This is a genomic window from Pseudomonas spirodelae, from assembly GCF_034653255.1.
Lineage (GTDB): Bacteria > Pseudomonadota > Gammaproteobacteria > Pseudomonadales > Pseudomonadaceae > Aquipseudomonas > Aquipseudomonas spirodelae.
This window is the reverse complement of the sequence record NZ_JAYEET010000055.1, coordinates 1-14,048: the sequence shown is the minus strand read 5'-3', so window position 1 is coordinate 14,048 and position 14,048 is coordinate 1. Positions and strand designations below refer to the sequence as shown.

The following is a 14,048-nucleotide window of genomic DNA, read 5'->3' as shown; positions in this document are numbered from 1 at the left end:
CCAGCGCGCCGCGCCCGCATTTATAGCCCATTGCATTTCAGCCGAGACCGACCATGAGCGACTCCCCTTATATTTTTGATATCGCAGGCAGCGCCAGCTTCGAACAGCTGGTCATCGAAAACTCCTTCCAGCAACCCGTCCTGGTGGATTTTTGGGCTGAATGGTGTGCGCCCTGCAAAGCATTGATGCCACTGCTGGCGAAGATTACCGAGGAGTATCAGGGCGAGTTGCTGCTGGCCAAGGTCAACTGCGACATCGAGCAAGATATCGTCGCCCGCTTTGGCATTCGCAGCCTGCCTACCGTGGTGTTGTTCAAAGAGGGTAAGCCGGTCGATGGTTTTACCGGAGCGCAGCCTGAGTCGGCGATCCGCGAGATGCTCAAGCCCCATGTGGCCGAGCCTGCACCCGCGGCATCCGACCCGATGGAAGCCGCGCAAGCACTGTTCAGCGAAGGGCGTTTTGCCGATGCCGAAGCCGTACTCAACGTGCTGCTGACGGAGAACAATGAACACGCTGCGGCGCTCATTCTCTACGCGCGCTGCCTGGCCGAACGCGGCGAACTGGACGAAGCCGAAGCCGTGTTAGGCGCCGTCAAAGGCGATGAGCACAAACAAGCCCTGGCCGGTGCCCGCGCGCAGCTGACCTTTCTGCGCCAGGCCAGCGAATTGCCCGACGTTTCCAGCCTGAAAACCCGCCTGGGGCAGAACGCGGAAGATGATGAAGCCTGCTATCAACTGGCGGTGCAGCAGTTGGCGCGCCAGCATTACGAGCCCGCATTAGACGCCCTGCTCGCGCTGTTTATCCGCAACCGTAACTACGCCGACGGCCTACCGCACAAGACGCTGCTGCAAGTCTTCGACCTGCTCGGCAATGACCACCCACTGGTCACGGCCTACCGACGCAAGCTGTATCAAGCGATTTACTAAACCCTATCTGCCGTTCGGTGCGAATCTCACGGCTAAAGCCCCTCCCACGCGCACAGTGAACTCCGTAGCCGGGGCTTTAGCCGCGACAAATTAATCGCAAGATGACGGCGCGCAGCAAGGCTCGCGCGTCGCCCTTCAACCCACCCAATGGTAAATGGGCGCATCGGCGCCCACCTCCACTCGTACCTGCGCGCAATGACGCAAGCGCACCAACAAGCGCTTGCCAGCCACCTCCCCGCCTGCCAGCCCCGCCAGTTGCCCAAGCAAGTGCGGCCCTTCGAGCTGCCCGGCCTTACGCAATAACGCCAGCGTGGTCTGCCACAGCGCATCGTTGGCTACGGGTGCGGCAGCCGCTGCCGGCGCAGCAGGCACTTCCAAGGTCACATGTTGAGCCAGTTGCGCCCAATCCTGCGCATCCAGCTCAACCGTCAGGTCCACCGGCCAGGCGCCGATCTGCCCACGAATTCGTACCATCACCCAGTCCCTCTACTGATCAGCCGCCATGCTCCCACGCCACAACGAGGACGCCAAGGAAGACTGGTCATGCGCCCCATAAAGTTGTTATAACGTAACAAGTAATTATTTCGAACCGGAGACCACCATGCGCCGCCTGCTACTTGCCCTGCCTTTTGCCCTACTGCCGCTTGCCGCCAGTGCTTCCGAACACAACCATGAGCACGATGAGCATCAGCATGCCGAGCACGGCAGCCTGGATGCCCACGCGCACGGCGCCGCGCAACTCAACGTGGTGCTCGATGGAGATGTGCTGGAGCTACAACTAGAGAGCCCAGCCATGAACCTGGTGGGTTTCGAACATAACGCCGAGACGGATGCGGACAAAGCCAAGGTCGCTGCAGCGCGTAGCCAGCTGGAACAGCCAACAGTGCTGTTCGGCGTGAATGCCGGCGACTGCAGCCTCAGCCAGACGGAATTACACAGCCCGCTGTTTGCTGAACATGCTGAATCCCACGAACACGAGAGCGCTCACAGTGACATCGACGCGCACTACACCCTCGACTGCCAGGCACCCGACCAGCTCAAGCAACTTGATCTGGCCGAGCTGTTCAAGCGCTTCCCCGCCACCGAGAAAATTCAGGTACAACTGATCGGCCCAAATGGTCAGCAAGGGTTAGAACTAACCCCCGCGCAGCCGACTCTGAGTTTCTGATTTTTTGCCGATTTAACGTAGGGTGGATGACGCTTCACCCATCCACCCTTGCAATTTTGCGATGGATGAAAAGAGTGTCAGCTACGCGCCCCGATCCACCCTACGCGCCAAACGAGTTCCCCCATGAGTTCAGCCCTGATCCAACTGTCTAACCTCGGCTTTGCATGGCCCGGCCAGCCTGAGTTACTGGACATCGAGACGTTCAGCCTGCAACGCGGCGAAAGCCTGTTTCTCAAAGGCCCCAGCGGCAGCGGCAAGACTACCCTGCTGGGCCTGCTCGGCGGTGTGCAAAAGCCCAATCGCGGCAGCATCCAACTGCTCGATCAGGACTTGAGCACACTGTCCGCCGGCGCCCGCGACCGCTTCCGCGTCGATCACACCGGCTATATCTTCCAGCAGTTCAACCTGCTGCCGTTTCTCTCGGTGCGCGAGAACGTCGAGCTGCCTTGTCACTTCTCCAAACTGCGCGCCAGCCGCGCGGTACAGCGCCATGGCAGCGTGACCAAGGCCACCAGCGCCCTGCTCGCCCACCTCGGTTTGCACCAGTCGGAACTGCTGCAACGCCGCGCCGGCGACCTGTCGATCGGCCAGCAACAACGCGTCGCCGCCGCCCGCGCGCTGATCGGCCAGCCGGAGCTGGTGATCGCCGACGAGCCCACCTCGGCACTGGATGCCGACGCCCGCGAAGCCTTCCTCGAACTGCTGTTCGCCGAGTGCCGTGCCGCCGGTTCCAGCCTGCTGTTTGTCAGTCACGATCAAAGCCTGGCGCGATTGTTCGACCGCAGCTTGTCGTTGGCCGAACTGAACAAAGCCACCCGTCTGGCGGAGATTTAACGATGTACCTACTGCGTCTCGCCCTGGCCAGCTTGGGCAACCGCCGCTTTACTGCACTGCTCACCGTATTCGCCATCGCGCTTTCTGTGTGTTTGTTGCTCGCGGTCGAGCGGGTGCGCACCGAAGCCCGCGCCAGCTTTGCCAATACCATCAGCGGCACCGACCTGATTGTCGGCGCACGCTCGGGCAGCGTGAACCTGCTGCTGTACTCGGTGTTTCGCATCGGCAACGCCACCAACAACATCCGCTGGGAGAGCTTCGAGCACTTCGCCGACCATCGTCAGGTCAAGTGGGCCATCCCGATCTCCCTCGGCGACTCACACCGCGGCTACCGGGTGATGGGCACCAGCCCTGCGTATTTCGAGCACTACCGTTACGCCCGTAGCCAGCCGCTGCAACTGAGCAGCGGCCGCGCCTTTGCCGATGACCCGTTTGAAGTGGTGCTCGGCGCAGAAGTGGCCCAGGCCCTCAACTACCAGCTCGATCAGGAGCTGGTACTGGCCCACGGCGTGGCCACCATCAGCCTGGTCAAACATGACGACAAACCGTTCAAGGTGGTCGGCATACTCAACCGCACCGGCACGCCAGTAGACCGCACCCTGCACATTTCGCTGGCCGGTATGGAAGCCCTGCATGTCGACTGGCAAAACGGCATGCCGGCGCGCGGCGCGGCCAAGGTCGGCGCGGAACAAGCGCGGGCCATGAATCTACAGCCCAAGCAGATCACCGCCGTTATGCTCGGCCTGAACAGCAAGATCGCCACCTTCAGCCTGCAACGGGAGATCAACGAGTTTCGCGGCGAGCCACTGCTGGCGATCTTGCCCGGTGTGGCGCTGCAGGAACTGTGGAGCCTGATGGGCACCGCCGAGAAAGCGCTGTTCGTGGTCTCACTGTTCGTGGTGCTGACCGGGCTGATCGGCATGCTCACGGCGATTCTGACCAGCCTTAACGAACGCCGCCGGGAAATGGCGATTCTGCGCTCAGTTGGAGCGCGGCCCTGGCATATCGCCAGCCTGCTGATTGTTGAAGCCTTTGCCCTGGCTCTGGCTGGCGTACTGCTCGGTTTGCTGTTGCTGTACCTGGGTATCGCCGGCGCGCAGGGCTATGTGCAGGCGAATTACGGCCTGTACCTGCCCCTGAATCTGCCAACCCGCTATGAGTGGACGCTGCTCGGCGCTATCCTGAGCGCCGCCCTGTTGATGGGCTGTGTACCGGCCTGGCGTGCGTACCGCCAATCCCTGGCCGATGGCTTATCGATCCGCTTATGAGGCTTCTTTGCATGCACCGCTCCCTGCTCGCCACTCTGTTGCTCACCCTGGCCCTGCCGCTGGCGGCTGCCGAGGTGCGCGAGCTGACCTGGTCGGAAATGGTCCCCGCCGATGCACCGCCGCAAATCGTTGAGCCGGCACCGATCCACGACCTGTCGCAGCTGGCAGACGCCCTGGCCGAGTCCGGCCCCGCCAGCCAGCAGCAATCGCCGGCAGCCCCAGTAGTGCAGGCGCTGGATGGCCAAGCGGTAAAACTGCCCGGCTATATCGTGCCGCTGGATGTCACCGAAGAAGGTCGGGTAACCGAGTTTCTCTTAGTGCCGTACTTCGGCGCGTGCATCCACGTGCCGCCACCGCCGTCGAATCAGATCGTTCACGTCACCAGTGAGTTGGGCGTGCTGCTCGATGCGCTGTACCAGCCGTTCTGGATTGAAGGCCCGCTAAAAGTCGAGCAGACCAGCAGCGAGCTGGCCGAAGCGGGCTATCAGATGCAGGCCCAGAAGATTTACGCCTACGAGCTGCCGGACAGCTAAGCGCCTGACCCGAAGGGTGGGTTAGCTACGCAGTGCGCCGACCGATCAACCGAACACGATCATGGCGCGACGCGTAACCCACACTACGCACCCAGGCTCTACGCGGCGACCAGCCAGAAAAAAGCCAGACCTAGGTCTGGCTTTTTTATTAGCTGCTACAACCGGCAGTCGATTAGCCGGCGCTGGCCACACGCTTTTCCCGCTCGAAGCTCAACTCACTTTCCGCCCAGTTCCGCCAGCTGCGCACTTTGCTGCGCTCGGCGCCAGCTCGCTCGGCCTTGGCCAGGGCATCCAGCCCCGCCTGCCAGCGTGCCTGTTCCATCTCCAACTGGGCCAGATTCATCCAGTGTTTGGCACTGCCCGAACGCTCGGCGAGCTCACGAAAAATCTGCGCAGCCTGACTGCGCTCGCGCGCCTGCCACCAGAGCAGCGCCAGGCGTTCTTCGCGGGCGGCGGTAAGCGGCAGTAAGCCTTGATCGAGCATGCCGGCCAGCAGCGTGGCACCTTGCCAGGGTTGCTCGGCGGCGCCGGCCAGCAACACCAGGTTATCCAACTCACTTTCATTGAAGCGCAGCCCCTTCTGGTAGGCCGCGCGCAAGGTCGCCAGGGACTTAGCGTGATTGCCGCTGAGCTGCTGCAACGCCGCCAACTGACGCCAGCCCTGGGCATTATTCGGCTGGCGCGCCAGCAGTTGACGCTGCCAACGCTCGGCGGCTGGGTAACGTTTGACGTCGGCATTGATCGCCACGAGAAACTGCAACCAGCTGTCGGCCGCCTGCGGATTGGCCTGCACGTAACGCTCGGCCAGGGGCAGCGCCTTAGTCGGCTGGCCGAGCCCCTGATAGGCCTGCACCAGCATCTGCAGCACCTCTTCATCAGCCTTCGCCTGCCCTGGCGCAAGCAAGCTTACAACCTGGGCATAGCGCCGCTCCGCAAGATTGAGGCGGGCCAGATTGAGCACTTCAGCGGCCTGTAGCTCGGTGTCCAGTTTGGCGCTTTTCAGCACTTTATCGAGCAGCTCGATGGCCTGGGCATTATTGCCTTCGGCCCAAGCCAGGTAACCCCGACTGCGCCACAGCAGTGCTTCCTCCAAACTACCCGCCTGACCACTGGCAGCCTCCAGAGCACGTCGCGCGGCGGCGTAGTCGCCTTTCTTCTGCGCCATCTGCGCCGTATCCAGGGCGCGAAACACACTTGGGTCGACGCTCTGCCCGGCCGCCTGCGCGACACCCGCACCACACAGCGCGATCAGCAACAGTAAGCGATACATATCAGCGACCTCCTTCCAGTCGGAAGTAAAGGGTTTTCACCGCTTCGCGCGGCACCGCTAGGCCACCCTCGGTGCGCGGCGCAAAACGCCAGCGCAGCGCGGCGCGGCGCGCTTCACGCTCGAACACATTCTGCGGACTGGCTTCGAGAACACGCAGGTTCTCCACTGCGCCTGCACGGTTAATGGTGAATGCCAGTTTCACGTGGCCTTCGATGCCGCGCTGCAAGGCATAGCGCGGGTAATTCGGGCTGACGTCGTTAAGCGGCATGACTTCACTTTCCGGGCCGCCCGGCTGCCCGCCCGCATCGCTGGGGGCTGGCGCGCCGGGTGTCGCCACGCTTGGCGCTGCCGCGCCTGCTGCCAGGCCAGTCAAACTCGGCGTAGGCGCGCTGTTCACAGCAATCCCCGCGCTCAGGCTCGGCACCGGCAAATCCAGGGCAGGCAGGTTGGCACTCGGGGTGGCCGTCATCGGCGCCGGGGGGGTTGGCGGCTGCGGCGGTTGTGCTTGCGGGGGCTGCGGCGCCTGTTGCCGGGTGCGCGTCGCTGCATCGCTCGCCTTACCGTCCAAACGCACAAAATTGGCCACCGTCAGCGGCTCGTCACTCGGCTTACTCGCCGGCGGCGCGACCATGTAAAGCATCAGGCCGAACAGCGCCAACGCCATCACACAGGCGGCGGCAAAGGACAGTGGCAAACGCATCAACGCGCTCCCGCCGTAGCGGCCAAGGCAACATCCTGCACGCCCGCCAGGCGCGCCTGGTCCATCACCTGCACCACCAGGCCGGTACGTGCATCTTGATCGGCCTGCACCACCACGGCGCCATCCGGCTGATCGACGCGCATACGCTCAACATGGGCGCGCACGCTGCGTACATCGACCACTTTTTTGTCCATCCACACCTGCCCGTCGGCGGTGATAGCGATGAGGATATTGCCTTTGTCCTGTGGGCTGGCGGTTTGCGCCTGCGGGCGCTGCACTTCGACGCCGGCCTCTTTGATAAAGGAGCTGGTGACGATAAAGAAGATCAGCATGATGAAAACCACGTCGAGCATCGGCGTCAGGTCGATGCCAGTGTCTTCGTCTTGCTGGTGGTGACGGCGCATTCTCATGTGTTGAATCTCAGTCGTGTCGCAGCTGGTCAGCCAGCCGCTCTAAAGCCCGGCGCGCATCACGTTCGAGACGCGCCAAGCTGAACAATCCAGTAATCGCCAGCACCATGCCGGCCATGGTCGGCAGGGTCGCCTGCCAGACGCCCGCCGCCATGCCGCGCGGGTTGCCGGTACCATTGATGGCCAGCACGTCGAACACCGCGACCATGCCGCTGACCGTACCAAGCAAGCCCAGCAGCGGATACATCGCCACCAGGGTCTTGCTCAGGCGCAGTGGCCCGAGCAAATGCTGCTGCGCCTGCGCCAGCCAGGCACTGCGCACTGCGCGCTGCCAGTTACCGGTGTCATCACCGATCACCTGCTGCCAGGCTTGGCGGCGTTCACGCACCCACTCCGGAAACACCCGGCGCATGTACCAGAAGCGCTCAAACACCAGGGTCCAGAACACCACGCACAGCCCGGCCAACGCCCACATCACCACGCCGCCGGCGCTCATGAAATCGAGCAAGGCGTGGCCGCTATCCACCAGGCGCAACCACAGCGCCAGCCAATCAGTCACGACGCGGCGCCCCGGACAGGTGCAGGGCAATCAGCCCGGCGCTTTGCTGCTCCAGCAGCTGAATCAGGCCCTTGCTGCGGCTGGCCAGCAGGGTGTGCAGGAACAGCAGCGGAATCGCCACCACCAGGCCCAACACCGTGGTCACCAGCGCTTGCGAGATACCATCGGCCATCAGTCGCGAATCACCGCCACCGCCTTGGGTGATGGCCTGGAAGGTGACGATCATCCCGGTCACGGTTCCGAGCAGGCCGAGCAGCGGTGCCACGGCGCTCAGCAGTTTGAGCAGGCCCTGGCCTTTTTCCAGCGGCGGGGTTTCCTGCAGGATCGCCTCGTCGAGTTTCAGCTCCAGGGTTTCCAGATCCGATAACTGCGGCTTAGGCCCCAGCACGCCGATAATCCGCCCCAGTGGGTTATCCGCCCGCGGCGCGCTGAGGTCATGCATCTGCGCGTTGACGCCACGGCCCACACGGGTCAGATAAACCATGCGCCAGATCGCCAGCAACAGACCAAACAGACCCAGGGCGAGAATCACCCCGCCGACCAGGCCACCTTGCTGTACGCGATCCCACAGCCCCGGCTGACGCTGCAGCTGCGCCAGCAAGGTGCCACGGCTCGGGTCGATCGGCAGGCTGGCCACTGCATCGCCACTGCCAAGATAATCCTCAACCTGGCCAAGCCCGGACGGCTGACGCGGCGGCGCCAACAGCTCAGCGGCGTCAGCGTCATAACGCAGGAAGGCATCGTCGCCATAGGCCGAGAACGCCCCCACACGCAGCACGTTTTGTGGCGTGCGCGTGCCGTCGGCGGCCACCACAGGTAGCTGCAGCTGCTCTACACGGCCACTGGCGGCCAGGTCTTCGAGCAACAGCATCCAGTAGCCATCGAGGTCAGCGGCAGACGGCAGCGTGCGGCTCTCCGCCAGTGTCTTGAGACGCGCCAGCCGCTCGGGGTATTGGGCATTGAGCAGGCTGTCCTGCCACTGGCCGGCGACATCACCAGCACTCTGACGCACCACGCCAAATAGCTCGCCAAGATGACCGACGCGCTGAGTCAGCAGTTTTTCCTGCTCGGCCAACTGGCTCTCCTGGCGGTCAAACTCGGCTTTCAGCTGTTCGGCTTCGGCTTTCTGTGTGGCCAGGGCACGGCGCGCGCTGGCCAGCAACTGGGCACGCTCGCTGCGCTCAGCAATAAACGCCTGTTCGCGGCTGTGCATGGCACTGACTTCAGCGGCACGCTCACTGCGGATGCGCTGCAACAATTGGTCAGGGCCCAACGGCTCGGCCGCACCTGCCAGGGCGGGCAAAAGAGCCAAAGTGAAAGCGAGAACACGACGATTCATGGCTTGACCTCCAGCGCCAGGGTCTTCACGGGCAGGTCAAGCAAGGCAGGCGCCTGCTCCTGGCGGGCAATCGCTATGGCCTGGCGCAATGGACGACGAGCGCTGCCGTCGAGGATCTGCCAGCTGCGCGTTTGTGGGTTCCACCAGCCACTTTCATGGCCATCAAGGGTTTGGAAATACAGCATCACCCGGCCCAGGCGAAGGAACTCAACGCTGCGCGAGGTGCCATCGCTTGGCAGCTCACCGCGCCAGGCTTCGAGGGTGCGACCGTAATCGCTTTCCACTTGGTAGGCCTCAAGAATACGGCGGTATTTCTCGGCCAAGCTGACATCCGCCCGCGGCAACAGGTCTTGTAACTGCGCCAAGCGATCACTGCGCTCGTCCGGCAAGAACGGCAGATCGGCGGCGATAAACTCCTCCAGCACCTCGACCATACGGCGCATCTGCGGCGTTACCGCCTCCTGAGTGCGCTCAATGCCATCCAACTGCTGCTGATAACCCGCCAATTCTTTACGCTGCGCCGCCACTAACTCACGCAGTTGAGCGTTATAGCCTTGCAGGGCTTCAGCCTGCTGCAAGGCATTGCGGTACTCGGTCAGCATTTCCCGACTGGCGTCATCAAGCTGCTCAACTCGCGCCTGCGAGGCCTTGGCGTCGACAGCTAACTGCTGGCTTTCATCCAAGGCGGCATCCAGAGGTGTCGCCGCAAGTGGCGCACTGGCCAGAACCAGAGCGGCTGCCAGCAGGCGCTTCGGCAGAGGGATCATGAAGGCATTCCTTGTGAAGAGACTTAACATAAAGAGAAGCATTATCAACTGCATCTCCATCTCCAGGCAAGCCGCGCGGAGACCAATCGTGCGTTCGCCTACGAAGCGTAAGCGACGCATCTGAATATCAGTCAGAAAATTTAGGTAGCTAAGTACTTTATTGAGCTGGATCAACAGCCGCTTTTTCTCGCGCCTTAAAATCACACCCAGCGAATACGAACCGACGCTTTATGGGAGCACACCATGCGCACTTCACTCTTTACCGCCTCACTGCTGGCCCTGGCTATTGCCGCCCCACTGGCGCATGCGCACCAGGCTGGCGATATCATCGTGCGTGCCGGCGCGATTACCGTTGATCCGCAGGAAAGCAGCAGCAATGTTTCACTGGCAGGCGTAGATGTTGCGGGCACCAAAGCGACTCTCGACAGCGACACTCAGCTGGGCCTCAATTTTCTATACATGACAACCGACAATATCGGCATTGAATTGCTCGCTGCGACTCCATTCAGTCACAACGTAGGCGTGAAAGGCTTTGGTGCGCCAATTGACGGCAAGCTGGGTCAGCTCAAGCACCTGCCGCCGACCCTGAGTGTTGTTTATTACCCTCTGGACAAGAGCTCGGCATTCCAACCCTATGTCGGTGCCGGCATCAACTACACATGGTTCTTTGATACCGAACTAAGCAGCCAAGCCAAAAACAACGGCTTCAACGGCTTGGATATGAAAGATTCCTGGGGGCTGGCAGCACAAGTGGGTATGGACTATATGCTGACCGACAACATCATGTTTAACGCCCAAGTGCGCTATATCGATATCGAAACTACTGGCACCACTCACCTTGGCACCACCAAGGTCAAGGTCGACGTAGATGTAGATCCACTCGTCTATATGGTCGGCCTGGGCTATAAGTTCTAAGCCTGAGCACCATAAAAAAACCGGCCTTGATGGCCGGTTTTTTCGTTTAGCGAGGCGTTAAGGCTGCGCCAGCAATCGACGCAAACCCTCGCGCATGGAAGTCGCTGACGGCAGTTGATAATGCGCCTGCAGGCGCTGATTATCGGCCCGCGAATGGCGAATATCGCCCGCACGCGATGCCTGATAACTGACGGCCGGCAAGCCACCGCACAGCTCACCAATTTCGGCCAGTAACTGGTTCAAGCTAACCGCCTGGTTCCAGCCGACATTCACCGCGCCCTCCACCACCTGCGGCGCATTCAGCGCCTGCAGCAGCAGCATCACCAGATCGGCGACAAAGAAGAAATCACGGGTCTGCTCGCCGTCACCAAACACACTAATCGGCAATCCCTGCTGGGCACGCTGAGTGAAAATGCTGATAACGCCAGAATACGGCGAAGACGGATCCTGGCGCGGCCCGAATATATTGAAGAAGCGAAAGATCGCCGGCTCAAAGCCGTGCTGGCGACGATAGAAATCCAAGTAATGCTCACTGGCTAACTTATCCGCCGCATAGGGGGTCAGCGGGGCCTTGGCCGTATTTTCATCAATTGCCTGGCCTTCACCATTATTGCCATAGACCGCCGCACTGGAGGCGAACAACACGCGCTTAACACCATGTAAGCGCATCGCCTCGCAGACATTCAGGGTGCCGACAAAATTGCTCTGGTGCGTGCTCACCGGGTCGTCCACTGAGGCTTGCACTGAAGCCACTGCCGCTAAGTGCGCCACCGCCGCGCAACCCGCCACCGCCTGAGCCACGGTAGCCGCATCGGCTACATCGCCCTGGATAAACTGCAGCCGGGGATTATCCAGCGCCAGGTTGGCCAGCCTGCCCATCGACAGATTATCCAGCACGCGCACGCAGCGTCCTTGCGCCAACAAGGCATCAACCAGGTGTGAACCGATAAAGCCGGCCCCGCCTGTAATCAAAATAGGTCGAGAGTCAGACATGGCGATAATAACGATCCAGTAGGCTCGGCAAGCCCGAGCGCCAGGCGCGCGGTTTAATACCGAATGTGTGCAGGATTTTCTTGCAGGACAGCACCGCATGTTGCGGTTCTTCAGCCGCATCCACACGCGCGCTATGGGCCTGGGGGCTCAGCTCTTCGATGAGATTGCTACGGAAGTTACGCGCCTCGCTGAGCACCGCCTGCCCGAGCGCCAGCGATGTCGTCGCCTCATGCCCGCCGTAGTGGTAAGTCCCCCACAAGGGCGTTTGGCAATCCAACTGTTTGAGCACGGCAATAATCACGCGAGCGGCATCATCAACCGGCGTCGGATTGCCCCGCCGGTCATCCGCCAACAACAGCGGCGAATCCTCGGCAGCACGAACCAAGAAGCGCCCCAGCAAACCATTGGCGCTGTCGTCCAGCAGCCAGCCAAAACGCAACAACACATGGCGCGGACAGATGGCGCGCACGTGCTGCTCGAAACGCCACAGCGCCTGCCCACGCACACCAAGCGGCTGCGGCTCCTCCTTCTCGCTGTAGGCAGTCGCGCGTACACCATCGAAAACGCGGTAACTGGACGGTTGCAGCAAGCGGATCTGGTGGTGCTGACACAGCTCGGCAAGGCGCTCGACGGAGCGCTCTTGGGCAGAAAACTGCGCCTCGCTGACGGCTTCGGCCTGGAACCAGTCGAAGTAGTAGGCAAGGTTGATCAGGGCATCGGGCCGGGTGTCGTCCAGCAACTGAGTCAGGCTGGCAGGATCCCAGCCTGACTCAGGCGGTTTGGGCGCGAGAAAACTAATGTCTTCTTCGGCGCCGAGACGGATTAACGCCTGCCCCAGCGCATTACCGCCACCTAGCAGCATCAGCCGCATACGCATAATTGAGCGCTGACTCAGCTAATCAGAACGGTTGTGGATACCAAAGAGGCATCCTTACAAGCGAGTGAGCAAGTGAGTAACCAGTAAAATCAATAGCTTTCATGCGCAGACACCGATTAAAAAAAATACATGTAAAGAAAACCGTAAAGAATTTACCATATTTCACTGAAAAACTTTACATCTCCAATGGAGTGCAGTGGCGCGACTCGGACCCAGATAAGCATGCTGAGCGATTAGCCGACATCAGACAACATTTGTGTGCCCGCCATATAGTCTACCCCACGCTCCCATCGCCGGTCGCCGGTCGCTTACGCGCCCCCCCATAAATGCGTAAGCGGTGTTCCGGATTTGGAATAGAAAACGGCGTGCGACTCCAATGCAGGAGGACGCCGGGATCACCTTAGTTTCGCTGAAGCCCGCAAACTCTTGCTTGTTAGCCAAGCACTGGCGATCATTCCAACTAAAGCCCCTCTGGTGCTAGGCAGCTCGTTAGTGAGAATGGATGCACATGTACAAGAAGTCGTTTACCGAGCGGGATATCTACACAAAATCCATCGTGCCAGCCATTCCGCAGCCTGGCTTGGATATCCGGAAACACGTGCGCGAAGTAAGCGTTACAAAGTGCCGCATCATCGTCCATGGCACGCTGCACAGCCGAGGCGAACACCGTCGCGTCGACTTCATTTCTTACCACCATGCCAACCTGCCCATTGCCGTTACTGAGGCCAAGGACTGTTGCCGCTGAATGAAAACAGACCCCGCATAGGCTGTTCTGCCGACTGAAAACTGCCCCCCTGTGTTGTCCTTGCTCATTTTTGAGCAGGAGAACAAGTAAACCGAATATAAATAGGTACAACAACATGACCAGCATCCAACAACGCGCCGCCCTGCAACGACAGATCTGGGCTATCGCCAACGATGTCCGAGGTGCCGTCGATGGCTGGGACTTCAAGCAGTATGTGCTCGGCACGCTGTTCTACCGCTTCATCAGCGAAAACTTCGCCAACTACATCGAAGCCGGTGACGACAGCGTCAACTATGCCGAACTGCCCGACAGCGTCATCACCGCAGACATCAAAGACGATGCCATCAAAACCAAGGGCTACTTCATCTACCCCAGCCAACTGTTTGCCAAGGTGGCTGCCAGCGCCAACAGCAACGAAAGCCTGAACACCGATCTGGCCGCCATCTTTGCCGCCATCGAAAACTCCGCCAACGGCTACCCCTCCGAGCAGGACATCAAAGGCCTGTTTGCAGATTTCGACTGTTGCCGCTGACCGAAAACTGACCCAGTAGAGGCTGTTCTGCCGACTGAAAACTGACCCAGGTGTTCAACTGCTTCTGCTCAATTTTTGAGCAGGAGAACACAGGGTGATCAGTATGGAAATGATGGGCAAAATTCGCCGGATGTATTTCCGCGACAAGCTGTCGCTGCATGAGATAGCCAAGCGCACCGGGTTGGCGCGCAACACGATTCGCAAGTGGGTCA

16 protein-coding genes and 1 pseudogene are annotated in these 14,048 nt (G+C 60.8%); 8 read left to right on the top strand and 9 right to left on the bottom strand.

The genetic code is table 11. The annotated features are described in order from the left end of the window. Window positions 1-53: 53 nt before the first annotated feature. On the top strand, window positions 54-926 hold the full coding sequence (gene trxA, locus SOP97_RS18090; protein WP_322950387.1) for a thioredoxin: 873 nt from the start codon (window positions 54-56) through the stop codon (window positions 924-926). 135 nt (window positions 927-1,061) lie between these two features. Here trxA and SOP97_RS18085 read toward each other — a convergent pair whose 3' ends face one another. Further along, window positions 1,062-1,400 carry a hypothetical protein gene (locus SOP97_RS18085; RefSeq protein ID WP_322950386.1) on the bottom strand — a complete coding sequence of 113 codons (339 nt, stop codon included), beginning with the start codon at window positions 1,398-1,400 and terminating at the stop codon, window positions 1,062-1,064. Window positions 1,401-1,527: 127 nt separating this feature from the next. On the opposite strand from SOP97_RS18085, the gene SOP97_RS18080 reads away from it, so the two are divergent. From SOP97_RS18080 to SOP97_RS18065, 4 genes are all read left to right on the top strand, one after another. Next, window positions 1,528-2,094 carry a DUF2796 domain-containing protein gene (locus SOP97_RS18080; protein WP_322950385.1) on the top strand — a complete coding sequence of 189 codons (567 nt, stop codon included), beginning with the start codon at window positions 1,528-1,530 and terminating at the stop codon, window positions 2,092-2,094. 123 nt (window positions 2,095-2,217) lie between these two features. Then, the gene (locus SOP97_RS18075; RefSeq protein WP_322950384.1) at window positions 2,218-2,928 is read left to right on the top strand and encodes an ABC transporter ATP-binding protein; all 711 of its coding nucleotides are present in this window, start codon (window positions 2,218-2,220) and stop codon (window positions 2,926-2,928) included. Between the two features lie 2 nt (window positions 2,929-2,930). Continuing rightward, window positions 2,931-4,196, top strand: a complete 1,266-nt coding sequence (locus SOP97_RS18070) for an ABC transporter permease (protein ID WP_322950383.1) — start codon at window positions 2,931-2,933, stop codon at window positions 4,194-4,196. An 11-nt stretch (window positions 4,197-4,207) separates the two neighbouring features. Then, complete coding sequence (locus SOP97_RS18065) at window positions 4,208-4,729, top strand: DUF3299 domain-containing protein (RefSeq protein WP_322950382.1); 522 nt, start codon at window positions 4,208-4,210, stop codon at window positions 4,727-4,729. Between the two features lie 172 nt (window positions 4,730-4,901). Here the strand turns inward: SOP97_RS18065 and SOP97_RS18060 are convergent, their stop codons facing one another. Genes SOP97_RS18060 through SOP97_RS18035 form a run of 6 tightly spaced genes read right to left on the bottom strand, consistent with a single transcriptional unit; the run spans window position 4,902 to window position 9,774 of the window. Then, window positions 4,902-5,999, bottom strand: coding sequence for a tetratricopeptide repeat protein (locus tag SOP97_RS18060; RefSeq protein WP_322950381.1), 1,098 nt, complete (start codon window positions 5,997-5,999; stop codon window positions 4,902-4,904). Window position 6,000: 1 nt separating this feature from the next. Next, the gene (locus SOP97_RS18055; RefSeq protein ID WP_322950380.1) at window positions 6,001-6,699 is read right to left on the bottom strand and encodes an energy transducer TonB; all 699 of its coding nucleotides are present in this window, start codon (window positions 6,697-6,699) and stop codon (window positions 6,001-6,003) included. Continuing rightward, window positions 6,699-7,109, bottom strand: coding sequence for an ExbD/TolR family protein (locus SOP97_RS18050; protein ID WP_274087723.1), 411 nt, complete (start codon window positions 7,107-7,109; stop codon window positions 6,699-6,701). The genes SOP97_RS18055 and SOP97_RS18050 overlap by 1 nt, the downstream gene beginning before the upstream one ends. Before the next feature lie 10 nt (window positions 7,110-7,119). Beyond that, window positions 7,120-7,668: a MotA/TolQ/ExbB proton channel family protein gene (locus SOP97_RS18045; RefSeq protein ID WP_274087722.1), complete on the bottom strand. Its 549-nt coding sequence runs from the start codon at window positions 7,666-7,668 to the stop codon at window positions 7,120-7,122. Further along, window positions 7,661-9,007 (bottom strand): MotA/TolQ/ExbB proton channel family protein, encoded by a 1,347-nt coding sequence (locus SOP97_RS18040; protein WP_322950379.1) that lies wholly within the window; start codon window positions 9,005-9,007, stop codon window positions 7,661-7,663. Before SOP97_RS18040 ends, SOP97_RS18045 begins: the two co-directional genes overlap by 8 nt. Continuing rightward, window positions 9,004-9,774 (bottom strand): DUF3450 domain-containing protein, encoded by a 771-nt coding sequence (locus SOP97_RS18035; RefSeq protein WP_322950378.1) that lies wholly within the window; start codon window positions 9,772-9,774, stop codon window positions 9,004-9,006. The genes SOP97_RS18040 and SOP97_RS18035 overlap by 4 nt, the downstream gene beginning before the upstream one ends. Window positions 9,775-10,017: 243 nt before the next feature. Here SOP97_RS18035 and SOP97_RS18030 point away from each other — a divergent pair, with 243 nt between their 5' ends. Next, window positions 10,018-10,689 carry an OmpW/AlkL family protein gene (locus tag SOP97_RS18030; RefSeq protein ID WP_322950377.1) on the top strand — a complete coding sequence of 224 codons (672 nt, stop codon included), beginning with the start codon at window positions 10,018-10,020 and terminating at the stop codon, window positions 10,687-10,689. A 57-nt stretch (window positions 10,690-10,746) separates the two neighbouring features. Here SOP97_RS18030 and SOP97_RS18025 read toward each other — a convergent pair whose 3' ends face one another. Both SOP97_RS18025 and SOP97_RS18020 read right to left on the bottom strand, forming a co-directional pair. Then, window positions 10,747-11,682 carry an NAD-dependent epimerase/dehydratase family protein gene (locus tag SOP97_RS18025; RefSeq protein ID WP_322950376.1) on the bottom strand — a complete coding sequence of 312 codons (936 nt, stop codon included), beginning with the start codon at window positions 11,680-11,682 and terminating at the stop codon, window positions 10,747-10,749. Next, window positions 11,675-12,559: a sugar nucleotide-binding protein gene (locus SOP97_RS18020; RefSeq protein ID WP_322950375.1), complete on the bottom strand. Its 885-nt coding sequence runs from the start codon at window positions 12,557-12,559 to the stop codon at window positions 11,675-11,677. The genes SOP97_RS18025 and SOP97_RS18020 overlap by 8 nt, the downstream gene beginning before the upstream one ends. 508 nt (window positions 12,560-13,067) lie before the next feature. Here SOP97_RS18020 and SOP97_RS18015 point away from each other — a divergent pair. Further along, window positions 13,068-13,292 (top strand): annotated as a pseudogene (locus SOP97_RS18015) (hypothetical protein); the annotation flags it as partial. A gap of 127 nt (window positions 13,293-13,419) precedes the next feature. Further along, complete coding sequence (locus tag SOP97_RS18010) at window positions 13,420-13,836, top strand: type I restriction-modification system subunit M N-terminal domain-containing protein (RefSeq protein ID WP_322950374.1); 417 nt, start codon at window positions 13,420-13,422, stop codon at window positions 13,834-13,836. Window positions 13,837-14,048 lie beyond the last annotated feature (212 nt).